An 18,322-nucleotide genomic window follows, 5' to 3' on the forward strand; every position below is an offset into this window, starting at 1 on the left:
CTGCTGCAACGCCCCCGACGGCGCTCGGTTGCTTGTTTAGCGCATTCTAGATGCTGCCCACGGTGCGCAGCCTGATGCGCGGGTGGACTTCGTTCTGGCTCATGACGACCGTCTGGGGGCGGAAGCGTTCGATGATGGCACGTACATGCGGGCGGATGTGAGGCGACGTGATCAGGACCGGGATTTCGCCCATCTGGGCGGCGTTTTCGAACCCGTTCTGGATGCCGGCGATAAATTGCTGGAGCTTTGAAGGTGCCATGGCGAGGTGACGTTCCTCGCCTTCGCCCATCATCGCTTCGGCAAAATCGCGCTCCCAGTTGGGCGAGAGGGTGAGCAGCGGCAAATTGCCATCCATGCCCAGATTGGCCGCGCAGATCTGGCGGGCAAGACGGGCGCGGACATGCTCGATGATCTGGGCAGTGCTGCGGGCCGAGCCGGCGATTTCGGCCACGCCTTCGAGAATGGTGGGCAGATCGCGGATCGAGACGCGTTCGGCAAGAAGACCCTGGAGCACCCGTTGGATGCCCGAAACCGAAATCAGCGAGGGGACGATGTCTTCGACCAGCTTTTGCTGATCCTTGTCGAGGCCGGAGAGCAGCGACTGGACATTGGCATAGCTCAACAGATCGGCGGTGTTGGCCTTGAGTACTTCGGTGAGGTGGGTCGAGATCACCGTCGAGGGATCGACGATGGTCAGGCCCTGCACCTCGGCCTCGTCGCGCAGCGCGGCGTCGATCCAGGCAGCGGGCAGGCCGAAGGTCGGCTCGACCGTGTGCTGGCCGGGCAGGGTGATCTTGTTGCCATAGGGGTCCATGACCATCAGCTGGGAGGCATGGACTTCGCCATGGCCTGCTTCGACCTCCTTGATCTTGATCTTGTAGATGTTGGGCTCGAGCTGCATGTTGTCGAGAATGCGCACGGCGGGCATCACGAACCCGAGTTCGGTGGCAAGCTGACGGCGCAGGGCCTTTATCTGCTCGGTGAGCCGGTCGGTCCCTGAATCGTCTTCCTTGACGAGGCTGAGCAGGCCATAGCCGAGTTCGAGCTTGAGTTCGTCGATCTTGAGACTGTCGGTGATCGGTGCCTCGGTTGGAGCAGCGGCGGTCTGGCGGGCCTGTTCGACCACCTGTTCCTGATCGGCGACCGCTTTTTTGGCCTTGAGTTTTTTGGCCGATGTCCAGGCGAGGTAGCCGACGGCACTGCCAAGGGTCACGAACGGGATCAGCGGCATGCCGGGAACCAGCGCCATGGCGAACATGACGGCCGCGCTCATGCCCAGCGCAACGGGGTAGGAGGTGAACTGGGTAGAGAGGGCCTGGTTGGCCGAACCGGAAATGCCGGCCTTGGAGACCAGAATGCCGGCGGCGGTGGAAACGATCAGCGCGGGAATCTGGCTGACAAGACCGTCGCCGATGGTCAGGAGCGAATAGTTCGAGCTGGCTTCCTGGATGGTCAGCCCCATCTGCATCATGCCGATGATGATGCCGGCGATAACGTTGATGAAGGTGATGAGCAGGCCGGCGATAGCGTCGCCGCGTACAAATTTGGACGCGCCGTCCATGGCGCCGAAGAACGAGCTTTCGTCTTCGAGGGTCTTGCGGCGGTTCTTTGCGTCCACTTCATCGATCAGCCCTGCGGACAAATCGGCGTCGATCGCCATCTGTTTGCCGGGCATGGCGTCGAGGTTGAAACGGGCGGCGACTTCGGCGATGCGGCCCGAGCCCTTGGTGATGACGATGAAATTGACGATCAGCAAGATTGCAAAAACGATAACCCCGATGATGAAATTGCCGCGGGTGACGAAATTGCCGAAGGCTTCGATGACGTTGCCGGCCGCCGCGGTTCCTTCATGCCCGTCGGCAAGAATGAGGCGGGTCGAGGCGAGGTTGAGCGCCAGCCGGAACATGGCCGAGACCAGAAGCACCGTGGGGAAGGCCGAAAATTCGAGCGGCGTCTGAATGAACAGCGCGGTCATCAGGATCATGACCGAAAAGACCATCGAGAATGCCAGAAGAATGTCCAGCAACATGGCCGGCATCGGCAGGATGAGGACGGCCAGGATAATCACAACGCCAACCGCCAGCCCGGCATTGGACTGGCGGATGATCTCAACGATCTCGTTGATGCGGCCCAAAGGGCCAGGGGCGGATGGGGCGGTCGTTTCGGTCATCGTTTGGCGCGTGCTTCCCGATAGGTTGGGCAGGTGGGGAGCCGCGGCAGCCCCCACGCCGCGGCCCGGCCCATGATGGGGCGGGGCAGCCGGCGGGAGGGGCGCCGCGATTGTCATGCGGCGCTATAGCGCTTGTTTGGCGCTAAACCGAAGTCACTGCCGGGAGCGGGGATATCCACCCCCTCATCGGCATATTGGTTGAGCTTGTTGCGCAGCGTCCGGATCGAGATGCCCAGTATGTTGGCGGCGTGGGTCCGGTTGCCCAGGCAATGGCCGAGCGTATCGATAATCAGGTCACGTTCCACATCGGCCACGGTGCGGCCCACCATCGAGCGGGCCACGGCGTCCGCAGCGGCGGCCGCCTGGCTGGCAAGCGAATGGCTGGCCACAGCATCGGAGAGCCCCGTGCCGTCGGGCATGCGGATGGCATCAGGCTCGATAACATCGCCCGACGAGAGCAGCACGGCGCGGTGAAGGGTGTTTTCGAGTTCGCGGACATTGCCCTGCCACGGCGCGCGCAGCAATTCCTCTCGCGCCGCCTGGGACAGGATGCGCTGGGACAGGCCGTTGGCCGCCGAATAGCGGGCGACGAAATGGTCGGACAGGGCGACGATGTCACCGGGGCGATCGCGCAGCGGCGGGAGCTTGAGATTGACGACGTTCAGCCGGAACAGCAGATCTTCACGGAAGCGGCCTTCCTTGACCTCGGTTGCAAGCTCGCGGTTGGAGGTGGCGAGGATACGGATATTGACGGGAACCGGCTTGGTGCCGCCGACGCGATCGATAACCCGTTCCTGAATGGCGCGCAGGAGCTTGGCCTGCAGGCGAAAATCCATTTCCGAGATTTCGTCGAGGAGAAGGGTGCCGCCATTGGCTTCCTCGAATTTGCCGACCCGGCGGGCAACGGCGCCGGTAAAGGCGCCCTTTTCATGGCCGAACAGCTCGGATTCGAGCAGATGCTCGGGGATCGCCGCGCAGTTGATGGAGATGAATGGCCGGTTGGCCCGCTTGGAGCGGGCGTGGAGATATTTGGCCATGATCTCCTTGCCGGTGCCGCTCTCGCCGGTGATGAGAACCGAGGCGTCCGAGCCTGCGATCTGGTCGGCGAGCTTGACGACCTTGGCCATGGCGGGGTCGCGATAGAGAAAGTCCGAGCTTTCCCGCGCGACGGCAGCGATGACCGCGGCGATCAGTTCGGCGTCCGGGGGCAGGGGAATGTATTCCTTTGCCCCGGCGCGGATGGCGTTGACGGCGGCGGCGGCGTTGGTTTCGGTGCCGCAGGCGACAACCGGTATGGCGATGCGCTCGGCGTCGAGAGCGGCGATCAGCGCTGGGATATCGACCATGACGTCGACCAGCAGCAGATCCGCACCCTTGCCTGACCGCAGGGAAGCCAGGGCGATCTCTATGGTGGCGGCGTGGGCGACCTTGGCGCCACCATCCATGGCCATCTTGGAGGCCTGGCTGAGCTGTCCTTCGAGGGCGCCGATAATCAGTAAGCGCATGGGTGTGGTCTCCTTGCCGGCGGACTAAAGGTTTAGCCGGCCTTGATAATTTCGGTCATGGTGACGCCAAGGCGTCCTTCAACAAGCACGATCTCGCCGCGGGCGACGAGGCGGTCGTTGACATAGATATCAATGGCTTCGCCAACCTGCCGGTCGAGTTCGACCACCGTGCCGATGTCCATCTTCAAAAGCTTTGCCACCGGCATTCTGGTTCTGCCCAGAACCACCGAAAGGCGCACGGGGACGTCAAAGACGGCCTCGAGGTCGGCGGCGCTCTTTTCGTCGTTGCTGGCGTCGTCCTGGTCGACCTCGGCCAGCATTTCCTCAAACGAGATGCCGTGGGGTGCGGTCTGGATATCGTCGTCGCCATCGGCCATGGATCAGTCTCCCTGCTCGACGCCGCGGGCCGCCAGATAGGCGGAGATGCGGGTGTTGATTTCACTGGATATGGCGTTGATGTCGCGCACCAGCCCGCCATCGGCCCATTCGAGCCTGCCGTCGCCCATGCGGATTTCGGGATCGCCAAGAACGATGAGGCGGCCGGCAAATCCCGAAACCTTCATGCGCTCTTCAGCGATGGCCTTCATGGCGTCGCAAAGGTCGGGATGGCAGCGGATGACGAGGTGAGGCGCCGCTTCGAGCGAGGCCATGCATTCGGATAGCAGCGCTGCCAGCTCGGTCTGTGGTTCGCGGGCAATCAGGTGGGCGGCGAGCTTGCGCCCGACCGATGCGGCGAGCCCGACAGATTGACCCAGATGAAGCTTTTCGTAGTCTTCGATGGTCTGGACCATCTGGGCGACCTGGTTGGCCAGCTTTTCGGCGGATTTGGCAAGTGCGGTCGCCGATTGCGCTTCAACGCTCGATTGTCCGGCGGCGAGGCCCTGCCGGTAGCCCTCTTCGCGCGCTGCGGCGACCATCTGCTCGAACTCGGATTCGGGCATGGTCTTGCTGGCGGGCGGCTTGTGCGCCAGGTCCAGATCGAAGGTGAATTTGTGGGCGACACTCACAGGATCATCTCCTCATCAGCCTTGCCCTTGTTGATGACGATCTCGCCGCGGGCCGCCAGGTCCTTGGCGGTGTTGACGAGGCGGGACTGTGCTTCGTCGACGTCCTTGAGGCGGACGGCGCCCATGGTTTCCATGTCGTCGCGCATCATGCCCGCGGCGCGGGTGGACATGTTGGCAAAGAAGAACTCTCGGGCCGCGTCGGATGCGCCCTTGAGCGCCAAGGCCATTTCCTTTTTGTCGAAATTCTGCAGCAGGGTCTGGATGGCGGCGGATTCGAGGCGGGTGAGGTCATCGAAGGTGAACATGAGGGCCTTGATGCGCTCGGCGCTGTCGCGGCTCTGGTCCTCGAGCGCCGTCATGAAGCGCGCCTCGGTCTGGCGATCGAAAGCATTGAAGATGTCGGCCATCTGCTCGTGGCTGTCGCGCCGCTGTGTGTGGCTGAGGGTCGACATGAATTCGGTGCGCAGGGTCGATTCGATCTTTTCGAGAATTTCCTTTTGCACCGGGTCGATCGAGAGCATGCGCTGGACAACGTCGAGCGCGAGTTCTTCGGGCAACACCGCGAGCACGCGCGAGGCGTGGTCGGGGGAGATCTTGGTGAGGACCACGGCGATGGTCTGGGGGTATTCGTTCTTGAGATAGCTCGCGAGGATATCTTCCTGAACGTTGGAGAGCTTTTCCCAGATGTTGCGCCCGGCGGGTCCGCGGATTTCCTCCATGATCTGTTCGACGCGGTCCTGGGGCAGAAAGGACAGCAACAGGCGTTCGGTGGTGTCGGAATTGCCGGCCATGGTGCCGGTCGAAGAGACGCCCATGATGAATTCGGCCAGCAGTTCGTCGAGCATCTGCTGGGTTATGGGGCCAAGACGCACCATGGCGCGCGAAAGTGTCCTGATCTCGACTTCATCGAGTTCTTCAAGGATGGGGCGACCGAAATCGGGGCCGAGCGCCAAAAGGAGCGCCGCAGCCTTTTCGTCGCCGCGCATCTGGCGCTGGGTGGCGTCGTCACCGACCTGGAGCCCTTTGGCGGGGCCGCCGTTCGGTTGTGCGTTGGGTTCAGTTAGTGCCATGGTGGTCCTATGCAGCCTCGCTCAGCCAGTCACGGATAATCAGTGAAGCCTGTTTGGGGCTTTCTTCGACCAGTTCGCCGACCATCTTGAGGGCCTTGACCTGGGATTCGCCGAGCGATTTTGCGGTTTCCATCCATGCTTCGGTCGCGGCCTCGCGGGAGCGGGCTTCGGCCAAGGGGTCTTCCTGGGGTTCCTTGTATTCGGCAGGGACGCTCGCGGTTTCGGGCAGGGCAAGCGGCTTGGGTTCGGGGGCCAGGACCTTTTTGACCAGCGGGCGCATGACGAACAGTACGAGAGCCAGCGCAATGAGCAGGGTCACTGCCATCTCGGCAAATTTCATCAGATCGTCGCGGCTGAATTCGAACAGACCCGGCTCGGCGGTGCCCGCTTCGATGCCGGGGCGCTCCGCAAACTGCATGTTGACGACCTCGATCTGGTCGCCGCGATCGGCGTCATAGCCCATGGCGGTGCGCACCAGCGCGGTGATCTGATCGAGTTCGGCCTGCGGGCGCGGTTCGTAGATCGCATTGCCTGCCGCATCGTAGGTATAGACGCCATCGACCACAACGGCGACCGACATGCGTTTGATCGATCCGGCCTCGGTGACTTCGGTTTCGGTGGTCGAGGAGATTTCGTAATTGAGTGTTTCCTCGAGCGAGGACGAGGAGCTTTGCGTGCCGCCTTCGCCGCCCTGCTCGGATGCACCGGGCAATTCGTTGGCAACGGTCACCTGACCCGCACCACCAGGACCGTTCGACTGGTCGCCGGTTTCGACCATCTGGGTGGAGCGGACCACCTGTCCGTCCGGGTCGAAGGTTTCGGACGTGCGAGTGGAGCGGTTGAGGTCGAGTTCGGCCGAGACCTGGACCCGGGCCCGGCCGAGACCGACGACCGACGCCAGCAATTCTTCGAGCCGCGTACGCATGCGGGTTTCAACGCCAAGGGTCCGCTCTTCCACCGCCTGCGCGGTGATCGAAACTTCACCTTCGCCGGTTCCCGACGCCAGAAGTGAGCCCGAACTGTCAACGATTGAGACCGCGTTGGGTGACAGGCCTTCGATGGCGGACGCTACCAGATGCTGGACCGCGCGAATTTCGCCGGCCGAGAGCTGGCCGCGGACGGTCAGAACGATCGAGGCGGAGGCCTCCTGGATGTCGCGGCGAAACAGTTCACGTTCGGGCAGCACAAGGTGAACCCGGGCGCTCTGGACGCGGCTGAGCCCGCCGATGGTGCGGGCCAGTTCGCCCTCAAGGGCGCGAATGTGATTGATGTTCTGGACGAAGCTTGTGGCGCCGAGTGTCGACTGGTTGTCAAAGATTTCGTAGCCGACCTGACCGCGGGCCGGCAGGCCGTCCTGGGCCAGCGACATGCGGATCGTGGTGATCTGGTCGCGCGGGACGAGGAGGGTCGCGCCTTCATTGCGGATTTCGTAGGGAATGCCCATGCCGCCCAGTTCGGCGATGATGGCGGCGGAATCGTCAAATTCGAGGTTGGTGTAGAGGGGGGCGAGTTGAGGGGTGGTCGAGCGAACCATGATGAAGGCGAAAAAACCCAGTATCATGACCGCTACGACGGCCATCGCGGCGATGCGCGCCACGCCGAGCTTGCCCAGCAGTTCCCCCAATTGATTCACGCAGCACCCTTAAGCCTAGTCGTTCGCTTTGTTGGCGCATCCTGAGCGGTTGCACCTTGGAATACGGCGTAAAACAAATCACCGAGCCCACTGGGCAAAATATGCCTAGCCTATGGTAAACAAGGTGTTAACCAACTCTCCCACAATGCAAAAACGGCAATTTTTGCCGGTCCGGGGTGTGGGAAAAGTCGGGGGAATGCACAAAACCCGCCACGGTGACCGTAGCGGGTTTTGATTTTGAAGGCGCGAAAACGTGTGCTGAACGCCGGCGTTCAGCCTTCCCGATAGTGCTGAATCCAGGTGGTTCGCAGCCCGGCAAGACCATGCTTGTCGATGGCGGCTTGCCAATTGAGGAATTCATCGACGCTCAGGGTATAGCGCTCACAAGCCTCTTCGAGACTCAAAAGCCCACCACGAACGGCGGCGACGACCTCAGCCTTGCGGCGGATGACCCAACGCTTCGTATTCGGAGGCGGCAGGTCGGCAATGGTCAGCGGACTGCCATCGGGACCTATCACGTATTTCACGCGCGGACGCATTTGGACGGTCATTTTACTCTCTACTCAACCTGACCATAACCAGCGCTTACACTAGCGCGGGTGGCTTAAAAATTGGCTAAGCGGAAACTTACAACCGGTTAAGATGGCATGCAGAATGCGAGGGCAAAACGCACGCGCTCACGACGTCTGTGCAGCAAATTCAATGGGATAGGCGTGAGAGGGACTTCAGGCCGCTTCCTGCTCGGTCTCGGGCGTTTCCGGATCGGGCGTCGGCTCGGCGTTCGTCGAGCGAACGGCGGAGATCGAAGAGAGCGGAATGCGCAGATCGCCGATCAGGATATAGGGTTCGGAGCCGCTGACGTCGACGCCTTCGACAACACCCTGCATCTCGGTGGCCACGGGAACATATTTTCCATCGCCATCGCGGGCGTCGATGGTGATCGTGAACTGGCCCGAGTTGAGCTTGGTGCCGCTCGAGGTGGTGCCGTCCCAAACGATCTGGTCTGTGCCCGCCTCGAGCGACAGATTCTCGGTATAGACGACGTTGCCGGCAGCGTCCTTGATGGTGATGTTGGTGTTTTCGGCTGCCGCATCGACGCGGTAAACCCAGTTTGCCACACCATCGACAAGGTCGGTGGTCGCCCCCGAGGCGGTGACGGTCTTGCCGACATAGCTTACCGCCTGGGCGTTGTTTGAATTCTGCGAAGACTGCATCATCGCTTCGAGAAATTCATTGGTCTTGAGCTGCTGTTCGACCGAGGTGAACTGCACCAGCTGCTGGGTGAACTGGTTGGTATCGAGCGGCTCGAGCGGGTTCTGGTTCTTGAGCTGGGTGGTCAGAAGCTGCAGGAAGGTGTCGAAATTGTCGGCAATGGTCTTGCGGCTGTTGCCGAGATCAGAGCCCGATGTTGTTGATGTGCCTGAGACGGAATCGACCATAGCTTTAGGTCCTTATACCCAGAGGTTTACGGCATCGAGCCGTGCATAGCCATATGCGGAGCCGGCCGGGTCGGACAGCGCCGCCGGGCCTTGAGATGATTGAGATGCAGGATCGATGACACTCATGCGCCAGGGCGTGCGCTCGGTGTCGTTTCCGTCATTGCCGCTGCTTTGCTGGCCGAGCGAAAATTCCAGCTCGGTCTTGCTTGCATCGAGCCCGGCGTCGGCCAGGGCGCGTTCAAGAGCGCGCTGGTCGCGCTGGAGCAGGTCGAGGGTTTCGCTGCGCTCGACGGCGAGACGGGCGACAACATTGCCGGAATTGTCCATTTCCATGCGCACGTCGATGCGGCCCAACTCTGGCGGGTTGAGCCGGATTTCAAAGCGGTTGACGCCGTTCTGAACGTGACGGGAAATCTCGGCGGCAATGTGGGGCAGATTGATCTGCGCTTCGGGGCGCTGATAGAGCGCCGCTTCGGGGCGCGCCAGTGCCGTTGGACCCGATGTCGATGGCTGGGATTGGCCGGGCTGGATGGTGAGCCCATCGGGGGTTTCGACGTTTTCCTGCGGCGCGGTGGCAGCCGGACCGCCGGCTGCACCATTTTGCTGCGCGCTCGATCTGGCTTCGTTGCCCGATGGCGACTGAGACGTTTGCCCACCCTGAACGAGCGAGCGTTCGGGACCGGCGGAAGCATCGCTTTTTGCGGCGCCGGCCGCCGGCTTGTCGGAGGCTTCCGGTTCGCCGGTTTCGCCGGACTGGGCGGCAATGGTGGCGGCGGGGTTCAGGCGGGTTTCGCTTTCGACATGTCTGACCGCGACAGTGGCCTGAGCCTGCTCGTCGGCCATGGCGCTCTGGATGGCGGCCACGTGGCTGTCGAGGGTTTTGGCAAGTGCCGTCAGCCGCGCGGCGACTTCGGGCGCGTCCTCACGCAATGTGTCGGCGATGCGCGCCGAGAGCGCGGCAAGGGTATCGAGCGGGCCGAAACCGTCTCCGGCGTCCAGACCCAATTGAGCTGCGAGATCGGAGAGCGCCGTCAGGCCGGGAGAGCCGAGCGGGGGTAAGGGGGCGCCCTGATCGAGAAGGCCCTCTATTCCGGCCAGCAGGTTTTGAAGCTCGTCAAGATCGGTTTCGTCGATCGGTTCACCGTCCTTGAGCTTGCCGGATAGCGCGGCCAGCTTTTCAAGCAGCGTCGACAACTCGGTTCCCATTCGGGTGGCCAGTTCAGTCCCGGCCAGCGGGTCGATGGTCGGGCCGGGCCGAGCCGGGCCGGTGCCGATCTGGTTGCCGGTGCCCGTGTTGGCCGATGGCCCCAGGGCGATGAGGCTGGAGAAATCGATTGCGCCACCGGCTTGGCTCGCGGCCCCCGGTTTGGCGGGGACGGCGGCGGGAGCGGGCCTTGTTCCGATGCTGATCGCGTTGGTCACTTGGTTCGAACTCGTGTGCGCACAATGGGTCGATCAACGCGTTGCAAGAGGGATGCCAGTTGGAAGGTATCGCATTTTCCCTTTTAAATCAGTTGTTTGGATGATGGTATGTGATGCGTTTTGGGGTTCGGGCGGCAGGTTTGTCCGGGCAAGCGGCAAAAAATGCCGGCCTAAGTTGCGGCCGGCGCCACAAGGGCGTAAAAGCTGCCCATTGTGCCGGATGGGAGTGCCATCCGGTTTGTCCGCTGGCCCTTGACCCCAACCGGATGTGAGAAAAATGGTGAACTCCCTTGGTTTCGACCGGTCCCCCGGCGAAACGCGCGTCGTCGTCGCAATGTCGGGCGGCGTTGATTCTTCAGTCGTTGCCGGACTTCTGGCCCGTGAGGGCTATGAGGTGATCGGTGTTACCCTGCAGCTTTACGATCATGGCGAAGCCACGTTCCGCAAGGGATCGTGTTGCGCCGGGCAGGACATCCACGATGCCCGTCGCGTATCGGCGACCCTTGGCATTCCCCACTATGTGCTCGATTACGAGGAACGGTTCAAAAAGGCGGTGATCGAGCCGTTCGCTGAAAGCTACGCGCTGGGCGAGACGCCAATTCCGTGCGTTTCGTGCAACCAGTCCGTCAAATTCGTGGACCTGATGGAAGTGGCCCGCGATCTGGGGGCTGATTGTCTTGCGACCGGCCATTATGTCCGCTCGCGGATGGTCGATGGCAAGCGCCAGCTTCTGCGTCCCCTCGATGGCGACAAGGATCAGACCTATTTCCTGTTTGCCACAACGGCCGGTCAGCTCGATTTCCTGCGCTTTCCCCTGGGCAACATGACCAAGGACGAAACGCGGGAACTGGCGCGCGACATGGGGTTGGTGGTTGCCGAAAAGAGCGACAGCCAGGACATCTGTTTCGTGCCCAGGGGCTCTTATTCCGATGTGATCAGGAAACTGATGCCCGAAGCGGAAAAGCCCGGCGATATTGTCGATGCGCATGGCCGGGTGCTCGGGCGCCACAAGGGAATAATCCATTACACTGTCGGGCAGCGTCGCGGACTGGGCATTGCCTCGGGTGAGCCGCTCTATGTGCTGCGGCTCGATGCGAAGACGCAGCAGGTGGTGGTGGGACCCAAGGCGGCACTTTCGGCCCATACGGTCCGGCTACGGGACCTTAACTGGCTCGGGCCGCGTCCCCTGGCCGAAATGGCCGATGGGAACGGGTTGGCGCTCGAAGCCAAAGTGCGCTCGACACGGGCGCCCCAGGAAGCGGTGATCAACATTCGCGACGGCGAGGTCTATGTGACACTGATCGCCGGGGAAACAGGCATTGCGCCGGGCCAGGCCTGCGTTCTCTACTCCGACGATAGCGCCGATGCACAGGTTCTGGGCGGTGGGTTCATTGCCGAAACGGTGCCGGCGGCGCTCGTCGCCTGAGCGGCGCCCGACGCGTTATTGTGCGTCCTGAACCTCGTCGGGTGTCTGCGCAGTGGGTTCAGAGCCGGGCTCTATTGTCGAGAGGTCTTCGACGGCGCTGGCTCCTGCCACGCTGCCTTCGCCCCATTCATTGATCGTCGCGACGATCGTTGCGCCAATGGTAACGGCGGCCAGAGCGCCGAAAATCAGAAGGATGATGCGATTGCCCCAATTGGGCTTTTCGGTCTCGGCCATGGCGTTCTCCTTGCTGGAGCCGTTCACGTTCTGATGGAATCAAAGCGAGGGCTCTAAACCTTTGTTCTGTCGCGCGTCCGAACCGGCAAAGTGGCATCCACTTTGTCTGGACACGCTCCAAAAGCGAGTAGCTGTCTCTGACATAAAGGGCCGGGAGAAAAATTTCCAAGGATATTGCCGCGCCAATCGTCACAGTGGGCGGCAGGCCCTGCCATCTGAAAGAAAAGGCCCGGAAGTGTCCCGGGCCTTTTTGATTAATCGATCGATTTGAGGCCCGCCTCTATCTGGGCACGCTTGGGTTCGAGGAACGGGGGCAGGGCAAGGTTTTCGCCGAGCGTTTCCATCGGTTCATCGACATCGAAACCGGGGCCGTCGGTGGCGATTTCGAAAAGGATCCCGTTGGGCTCGCGGAAATAGAGCGAGGTGAAATAGTATCGCTCGACTTCGCCGGAGGTGCGCAGGCCAGCCTGAGCGGCGCGGGCCACCCATTGGTCGAACTGCTTTTTGTCCGGCGTGCGGAAGGCGACGTGGTGCACACCACCTGCGCCAGGCCGGGCGAAAGGCAGGTCGGGTTCGACGGCAACATGCAACTCGGCCGAAGCACCGCCATCGCCCATGGTAAAGACATGGATCTCGCCCTGATCGTCGGTCGCGGGATGGGTGCGGATGTTGCGCATGTTCATGACGACCGTCAGTACGGCCTCGGAGCGCTTGAGATCGGGCACGCTCATGGTGATCGGCCCAAGCCCCTTGATCTGGCGCTCTTTGGGAACGGGGCTCTTGTCCCAGGGCTGGGCGCCGCCGGCCCTTGTGTCGTTGACGAGCCGCAGGCGTTGGCCCTCCGGATCTTCGAAATCGAGCGCCATGTGGCCGGCCCGTTCGGCAATATCGGAGGTCTTGACGCCATTGGCTTCAAGATGGGTCTTCCACCAGGCAAGCGATGTCTCGCCCTCGACCCGAAATGCCGTGCGCACGACGGAATGGGTGCCGCGCTGTTCGGGCGCGGTGGGCCAATCAAAGAAAGTGATATCGGAGCCGGGCGAAGCTTTGCCGTCGCCATAAAACAGGTGATAGGCGCTGGTGTCGTCCTGATTGACCGTGCGCTTGACCAGCCGCAGGCCCAGAACCTGGGTGTAAAAGCGCAGGTTCTCGCGCGCGTTGGCGGTTATCGCGGTCAGATGGTGCAGTCCGGTAAGGTCGAGGGCCATGACGGTCTCCAAATCCAGTGTTCGTTGAGCGTAACATAGTCCGGCTTGGAGTTCGCCAAAACGGGTGCAAACCGAATTCATTATTCGACAGAGGCGAACGATCACTTTTCGGCGCGGGGATTGCCACCAATATGGAATGGACAATTCTAACGCCTTGCCGCTCGTCCGTTTGGGACCGCAAAACGCTGGTATTGGTGGACGGCGCCAGCAAATCCGATGTACCCGGTGCGGATGGGCTCGAGAATGTCTGGCGCTCCTATTTCGCTTCGATCTTCAATCCGGCCCGCCTCAAGGTTTCTGCCATGACCGCCGAAATGCCACGTAAATATTGGCGCAACCGAGCGACCGGGAAGATATCGAGGGCAATCCCTTCGTGGGGCGCGCCGCAGGGTGCTCGATGCGGTCATGCCCGAAGTGGGGATCGACCGGACAAAGGTTTTCGCGACCGTTCACCCCTCCTATCTGCTGCGCATGCCCGACCGGGCCAAGGCCGCCCAGGAGCGGAAGGCTTTCGCGCGCGACCTGGATGCCGTCAGGCACTATATGGAAACCATAAAAGGGGGCAGCGTGGCGCTTGACAGAGACAACGCCGGTCCCTAATAAGCCCCGTGCCGTCAGCCCCTCGCGCCGACGGTCGGCCGCCCCGCGCGGCCAAGCCCTGAAGGGGCGGAGTAGCTCAGCTGGTTAGAGCAGCGGAATCATAATCCGCGTGTCGGGGGTTCAAGTCCCTCCTCCGCTACCAAAATTTCTCTTTATATTACAGGTGGTTAGCGACGGGCGGTGTATGTGAGGTCTTGAGGCAGGGCTTTATGTACAAGTTCGAATGTCGCAATCAGAGCGCTTGTGTTGTGACGACAGTTCGGAACGTCAGCGATACCCGCCGCTCTCTGTGAACTTTCTTGCCACCGACCATATCCGACTTACGAGCAGGGATGCCGTGGGTCCAGTTGAACCGGGCTTCGCCGTTCAGCACGAGCAGACCGCGTGGAGCGAGAAACTGGCTTAACGACTGCCCGGATTGGATGTGTGAGAATTCCATCGAACACGTCGAGCCCAGGCTAAGAGACGTAATCGTCTCACCAAAGCAGGGTTCGCAATCCACATGAGGGGCGATCCCCTGGCCGGGCCAATATTCATTGACGATCACCTGGTCAGGTCGTGCGCGGAAAATGTCATCTTTCATCAGTCGGTCGGCAAGGGCAGACAACCAATCAGGCAACGGGCCCAAATAGGATTTATTTGTTACGCGTCGGGCCCTGTAATCATAGCGAAAGCCATAATGTTGAACACGCCGCTTGAGGTCCCCAAGCCACGCGGACTTGTCGATCGATTGCAAAAGCGCGAGTTCATGGGTTCGATCGATATAGTCCGGAACGTAATGAGCGGCGGGTGGCAACATCGTCGAATCTTTCCTTCAGCGGGAGTGTGGCGAGCCTGAGGATAACCTGATGAGACCGCATTTTAGAGCCGTTCAGGATTTGATTGACTCAAATCCTTGGCTCTAAACCCTTGTTTTGTCGCGTGTCCGAACCGCAAAGCCGTTTCCACTATTGCTGGACACGCTCTAGTAGTATTCAGCCTTGAAGGGCGCGATTGCCGCTCCGATTGCAGAGGCGTCGCGGTCGATATCGGAGACGATAAGCTTGGGATTGGGCTTGCGCACACCATAGCGTGGCTGGGCGTAGCTGATTGAGCGCTCGACCAGCATGACGGCCAGAGCTTTGGGCACCTGGCCACCAAAAACGATCGCCAATGGGTCAAATACCGCCGAGATCGCATTGACAAGGCGGGCCTGCATGGGTGCCACCCGCTCGACCCACTCGGCGACGCCGGGCCAGTTCGGATCGAAATGTTCCCGCATGTAGCTGATTGAGGGAATGTCGATGCCGTTCTCGCGCAGCTGGGCGATCAGATATTGCAGGGCGGGGCGGTTGGGGGAGTCGGTTGCGTGGAACACGCCCGAGAACTCGCCCGCATTGCCGTTTCCGCCGAGCAGAAGTTCGCCATCGCTGATCAGACCGCCGCCGAAGCCATAGTTGAATGAGAGGTAGGCAAAGTCGCGGATGTATTTGCCGACGCCGAACATGGCCTCGGCCAGGGCACCGGTGTTGGCACCATTGTGCACCCAGACGGGCTTTCCGAAGCGCCCGGACAGCAGGGGACCAAGTTCGATCAGCGACCATTCGTGCAGGGGCAACGGGGCATTGAAGGTGGTCCCTGAAACGCGGAAGCCTGCAATGGCAAACCCGATGCCGAACAGACGCGTCGGGTCGAGCCCAAGGCTGCTCGAGCGCATGTCGAGGATGCTTTGGGCATGGGTGAGCGCATCGTCCATGCTCTTGCCATCCAAAGCCAGCCGGTCTTCGGCCAGGATCTTGCCCGCAAAGTTCATGATGCAGATGCCCATGATGTCGGTGTTGATGGAAATCCCGACGCTGTAGGCATATTGGCCATTGAACTTGAGGGTGGGACTTGGCTGTCCGCGACCAAGGCCCGGTTTGGGCGATCCGAGCACAAGCAGCCCGCGCTCGGTCAGCCCGTCGACGATGCGGTAGACCGATTGCTGGGTCAGTTCGCTCATGCCCGAAAGCTCGGACCGCGAAATCCCGCTCTGGCGCCAGACCATTTTGAGAATGTTGCGTTCGTTCGAGGACACCACCTCGTCAGGCAGTTGCCGCAAGAATGCCGGTTCGATCAATGCCCGCGGCAGATAGGCCATGCCCCACCCATCCCAATCGTCCTTATATCACACAGAGCGTGTGATAATTATTTCATTCTTTCCCAATTTCCGAGCGTTTGCAAGGTCTTGCGTTGAAAATCAGACACCAAATCCGGTCTCTTTCAGGTACGTGGAAGCGGATGTCACCTCATTGTTACACTCAAAGTGTAGTTAATCGATGCCCCAAACAAGGGGCCCGGATTTCAGCTCAAAAGACGAGACACCATCATGAAAACCTCCATGCTGGCCCTTGCGGCTACAGCTCTCATGGCCGGTACCGGCGCCGCCAATGCGACCGATATCGAATTCTGGTATGGCAACACCGGCACCGCCGAAGAGGCCATCCAGAATGCCTGCAACGCCTTCAATGGCGCCCAGGACGACCACGCGGTATCGTGCGTCGGCCAGGGCAGCTATGAAGTGGGAATGCAAAAGGCCATCGCCGCTTACCGCTCGGGCAACAGCCCCGTTCTGATCCAGTTCTTTGACGCCGGCACCCTCGATCTGATGCTGTCGGATGCGGTCGTCCCGGTGCAGGACATCATGCCGGACGTGGATTGGGACTCCTACATCAATGGCGCCCGCTCGTATTACGAAACATCGACCGGCGAGCTGTTTTCGCAGCCCTACAACGGCTCGACCCTGATCATGTATGCCAATATGGATCAGCTCGGTGAAGTGGGCGTGACTGAAGTGCCCCAGACCTGGGAAGAGGTCATCACGGTTGCGCAAAGCCTCAAGGACGCCGGTCACGAATGCCCCTTCGTAACCGACGGTCATCCCTGGCGAGTGCTCGAACAGTTTGCCGCACGCCACGGCGAGCCCATCGCGTCCAACAACAATGGCTATGGTGGTCTGGATGCCGAATATCTGTTCAATCAGGGTGTCGTCGCCGAGCATCTGAGCAATCTGGTCGAATGGCGTGACCAGGGCCTTGTTCGCCTCAACCAGGATACCGCAGCAGGCAATTATACCAATGCCTTCAACGCCGGCGAATGCGCCATGATGGAAAATTCCACCGGCTCATATGCCGCCGCCTATGCGGCGCTGGGCGACGCCGTCGAGATTGCCTATGCTCCGATGTACGAAGGCTATGAACGCCACAACACCCTGATCGGTGGCGCCTCGATCTGGACCATGAAGGGTCACAGCGACGAAGAAGTCGAAGCGGCAAAGGCATTCCTTAACTTCCTTCGCCAGGACGACCAGCAGATCGAATTTACCCGCATGACCGGCTATGTACCGGTGACGACAAGTGCGCTCGACCAGCTCGAAGCCGAAGGCAAGCTCGACGAGCCCGAATTCGCAACGGCGCGGACCGGGGTGGAATCCCTCAACATGCCCGGCGACGACAACAGCCGCGGCGTGCGCCTGGGCTTTTACGTCCAGTTCCGCGAGATCTTCAGCGAAGAGACCCAGCGGGCTTTCAACGGTGAGCAGCCGATGCAGGCGGCCCTCGACACCGCCAAGATGCGCGGTGACGAGTTGCTTCGCCGCTTCGAGCAGACCTACCAGGGCGTCGAACTGCCCTGATCAATCCTGCGAGATAAAGCCTGAATGCGCGGTCCCGGCGGCCGCGCATTCCCGGTCGAACGGACAAGACAATGTCGACGCTATTTCCCAACAGATGGCTACCGCTGCTGCTGGCTGCCCCGATGCTGGCGCTGGTCACCCTGTTTTTCTACATCCCCGTCTTTCAGGCCTTTTACTGGTCGTTCTTTCTTGAGCGGCCGTTCGGCGGCGGGTCGATGTTTGTGGGGTGGGACAACCATGCCCGGGTCCTGTCCGATCCCCAATTCTGGTCGGCGACCTACAAAACGGTTGTCTTCATGGTCATCGGCCCCACGATTGCGGTGGCGGTTTCACTTCTTCTGGCAGTGGCGGCGGACCGTCATATCAGGCTGGCCCATCCGGCGCGCAATGTCCTGATCTGGCCAAAGGCCGTGGCAGGGGCCTCGATCGGGGTTGTATTCAACTTCATCTTCAATCCCTTCGTGGGCATTCTCGCTCCTCTCAATGGGCTTTTTCCCGGCCTTTGGAATCCCGGCATCGATGGCGCCGATGCCTTCACCATGCTCATTATCGCTCATGTCTGGGGCGGCATTCCGTTCAACTTCATGATCCTTTTGGCCGGACTGCAATCAATACCGCGCACGCAATACCAGGCTGCGGCGATGGATGGGGCAGGGCCATGGCGCCGCATCATCGACATCCAGATCCCCTTGATCATGCCCCAGATCTTTTTCGCGATGGTGCTCGAATACACCGAGAGCATCACATCGGCCTTCGGGCTTATCGACAGCATGACCCAGGGCGGACCGGGCGGGGCCACAACGCTTCTTGTCTACAAGATATTTGTCGACGGTTTCCGCGGCTACGATTTGTCGGGCGCTGCGACCCAGACCACCATCCTGATGGTTCTGGTGCTCTTATTCGTGCTCGCCCAGTTCGCGCTGTTCGAACGCAGCGTCAAATACGAAAGGTAGGGC

General features: G+C 61.1%; 17 protein-coding genes, 1 tRNA gene and 1 pseudogene. 6 read left to right on the forward strand and 13 right to left on the reverse strand.

Features of this window, described 5'->3' with window-relative positions; all coding sequences use genetic code 11:
- Positions 1–46: 46 nt before the first annotated feature.
- The 9 genes from flhA to V6617_RS04900 form a co-directional block, all read right to left on the reverse strand.
- On the reverse strand, positions 47–2,170 hold the full coding sequence (gene flhA, locus V6617_RS04860; protein WP_338609502.1) for a flagellar biosynthesis protein FlhA: 2,124 nt from the start codon (positions 2,168–2,170) through the stop codon (positions 47–49).
- 113 nt (positions 2,171–2,283) lie between these two features.
- Positions 2,284–3,675, reverse strand: a complete 1,392-nt coding sequence (locus V6617_RS04865; RefSeq protein WP_338609504.1) for a sigma-54 dependent transcriptional regulator — start codon at positions 3,673–3,675, stop codon at positions 2,284–2,286.
- 32 nt (positions 3,676–3,707) lie between these two features.
- Positions 3,708–3,995 (reverse strand): flagellar motor switch protein FliN, encoded by a 288-nt coding sequence (fliN, locus tag V6617_RS04870; protein ID WP_338610636.1) that lies wholly within the window; start codon positions 3,993–3,995, stop codon positions 3,708–3,710.
- Between the two features lie 60 nt (positions 3,996–4,055).
- Positions 4,056–4,682, reverse strand: a complete 627-nt coding sequence (locus V6617_RS04875; RefSeq protein ID WP_338609505.1) for a FliH/SctL family protein — start codon at positions 4,680–4,682, stop codon at positions 4,056–4,058.
- Positions 4,679–5,752, reverse strand: coding sequence for a flagellar motor switch protein FliG (gene fliG, locus V6617_RS04880; protein ID WP_338609506.1), 1,074 nt, complete (start codon positions 5,750–5,752; stop codon positions 4,679–4,681). The genes V6617_RS04875 and fliG overlap by 4 nt, the downstream gene beginning before the upstream one ends.
- A 7-nt stretch (positions 5,753–5,759) precedes the next feature.
- A complete protein-coding gene (fliF, locus tag V6617_RS04885; RefSeq protein ID WP_338609508.1) occupies positions 5,760–7,385 on the reverse strand; it encodes a flagellar basal-body MS-ring/collar protein FliF in 1,626 nt (541 codons plus the stop codon).
- Between the two features lie 272 nt (positions 7,386–7,657).
- Positions 7,658–7,936, reverse strand: coding sequence for a DUF1153 domain-containing protein (locus V6617_RS04890; RefSeq protein ID WP_014131558.1), 279 nt, complete (start codon positions 7,934–7,936; stop codon positions 7,658–7,660).
- Positions 7,937–8,110: 174 nt separating this feature from the next.
- Positions 8,111–8,824 carry a flagellar hook assembly protein FlgD gene (locus tag V6617_RS04895; RefSeq protein WP_338609510.1) on the reverse strand — a complete coding sequence of 238 codons (714 nt, stop codon included), beginning with the start codon at positions 8,822–8,824 and terminating at the stop codon, positions 8,111–8,113.
- Between the two features lie 12 nt (positions 8,825–8,836).
- Positions 8,837–10,246 carry a flagellar hook-length control protein FliK gene (locus V6617_RS04900; RefSeq protein WP_338609512.1) on the reverse strand — a complete coding sequence of 470 codons (1,410 nt, stop codon included), beginning with the start codon at positions 10,244–10,246 and terminating at the stop codon, positions 8,837–8,839.
- Positions 10,247–10,523: 277 nt separating this feature from the next.
- Here V6617_RS04900 and mnmA point away from each other — a divergent pair, with 277 nt between their 5' ends.
- The gene (gene mnmA / locus V6617_RS04905; RefSeq protein ID WP_422394804.1) at positions 10,524–11,672 is read left to right on the forward strand and encodes a tRNA 2-thiouridine(34) synthase MnmA; all 1,149 of its coding nucleotides are present in this window, start codon (positions 10,524–10,526) and stop codon (positions 11,670–11,672) included.
- Positions 11,673–11,687: 15 nt separating this feature from the next.
- On the opposite strand, the gene V6617_RS04910 is transcribed toward mnmA, so the two are convergent.
- The gene (locus V6617_RS04910) at positions 11,688–11,906 is read right to left on the reverse strand and encodes a hypothetical protein (protein WP_338609514.1); all 219 of its coding nucleotides are present in this window, start codon (positions 11,904–11,906) and stop codon (positions 11,688–11,690) included.
- A gap of 254 nt (positions 11,907–12,160) precedes the next feature.
- Positions 12,161–13,114: a ring-cleaving dioxygenase gene (locus V6617_RS04915; RefSeq protein WP_338609515.1), complete on the reverse strand. Its 954-nt coding sequence runs from the start codon at positions 13,112–13,114 to the stop codon at positions 12,161–12,163.
- Between the two features lie 131 nt (positions 13,115–13,245).
- On the opposite strand from V6617_RS04915, the pseudogene V6617_RS04920 reads away from it, so the two are divergent.
- The 3 genes and pseudogenes from V6617_RS04920 to V6617_RS04930 all read left to right on the forward strand — a co-directional run.
- Positions 13,246–13,452 (forward strand): annotated as a pseudogene (locus V6617_RS04920) (DUF4130 domain-containing protein); the annotation flags it as partial.
- A gap of 52 nt (positions 13,453–13,504) precedes the next feature.
- Positions 13,505–13,714 carry a hypothetical protein gene (locus tag V6617_RS04925; protein ID WP_338610810.1) on the forward strand — a complete coding sequence of 70 codons (210 nt, stop codon included), beginning with the start codon at positions 13,505–13,507 and terminating at the stop codon, positions 13,712–13,714.
- A 65-nt stretch (positions 13,715–13,779) separates the two neighbouring features.
- Positions 13,780–13,856, forward strand: a tRNA-Met gene (locus V6617_RS04930).
- Between the two features lie 90 nt (positions 13,857–13,946).
- On the opposite strand, the gene V6617_RS04935 is transcribed toward V6617_RS04930, so the two are convergent.
- Positions 13,947–14,513 carry an alpha-ketoglutarate-dependent dioxygenase AlkB gene (locus V6617_RS04935; RefSeq protein WP_338609517.1) on the reverse strand — a complete coding sequence of 189 codons (567 nt, stop codon included), beginning with the start codon at positions 14,511–14,513 and terminating at the stop codon, positions 13,947–13,949.
- Positions 14,514–14,678: 165 nt separating this feature from the next.
- The gene (locus tag V6617_RS04940) at positions 14,679–15,833 is read right to left on the reverse strand and encodes an ROK family protein (protein ID WP_338609519.1); all 1,155 of its coding nucleotides are present in this window, start codon (positions 15,831–15,833) and stop codon (positions 14,679–14,681) included.
- 228 nt (positions 15,834–16,061) lie between these two features.
- On the opposite strand from V6617_RS04940, the gene V6617_RS04945 reads away from it, so the two are divergent.
- Complete coding sequence (locus tag V6617_RS04945; protein ID WP_338609521.1) at positions 16,062–17,366, forward strand: extracellular solute-binding protein; 1,305 nt, start codon at positions 16,062–16,064, stop codon at positions 17,364–17,366.
- Positions 17,367–17,437: 71 nt separating this feature from the next.
- Positions 17,438–18,319, forward strand: coding sequence for a sugar ABC transporter permease (locus V6617_RS04950; RefSeq protein WP_338609523.1), 882 nt, complete (start codon positions 17,438–17,440; stop codon positions 18,317–18,319).
- Positions 18,320–18,322: the final 3 nt, after the last annotated feature.

Origin of the sequence: Pelagibacterium nitratireducens, from assembly GCF_037044555.1 — a bacterium.
Classification (GTDB): Bacteria; Pseudomonadota; Alphaproteobacteria; order Rhizobiales; family Devosiaceae; genus Pelagibacterium; species Pelagibacterium nitratireducens.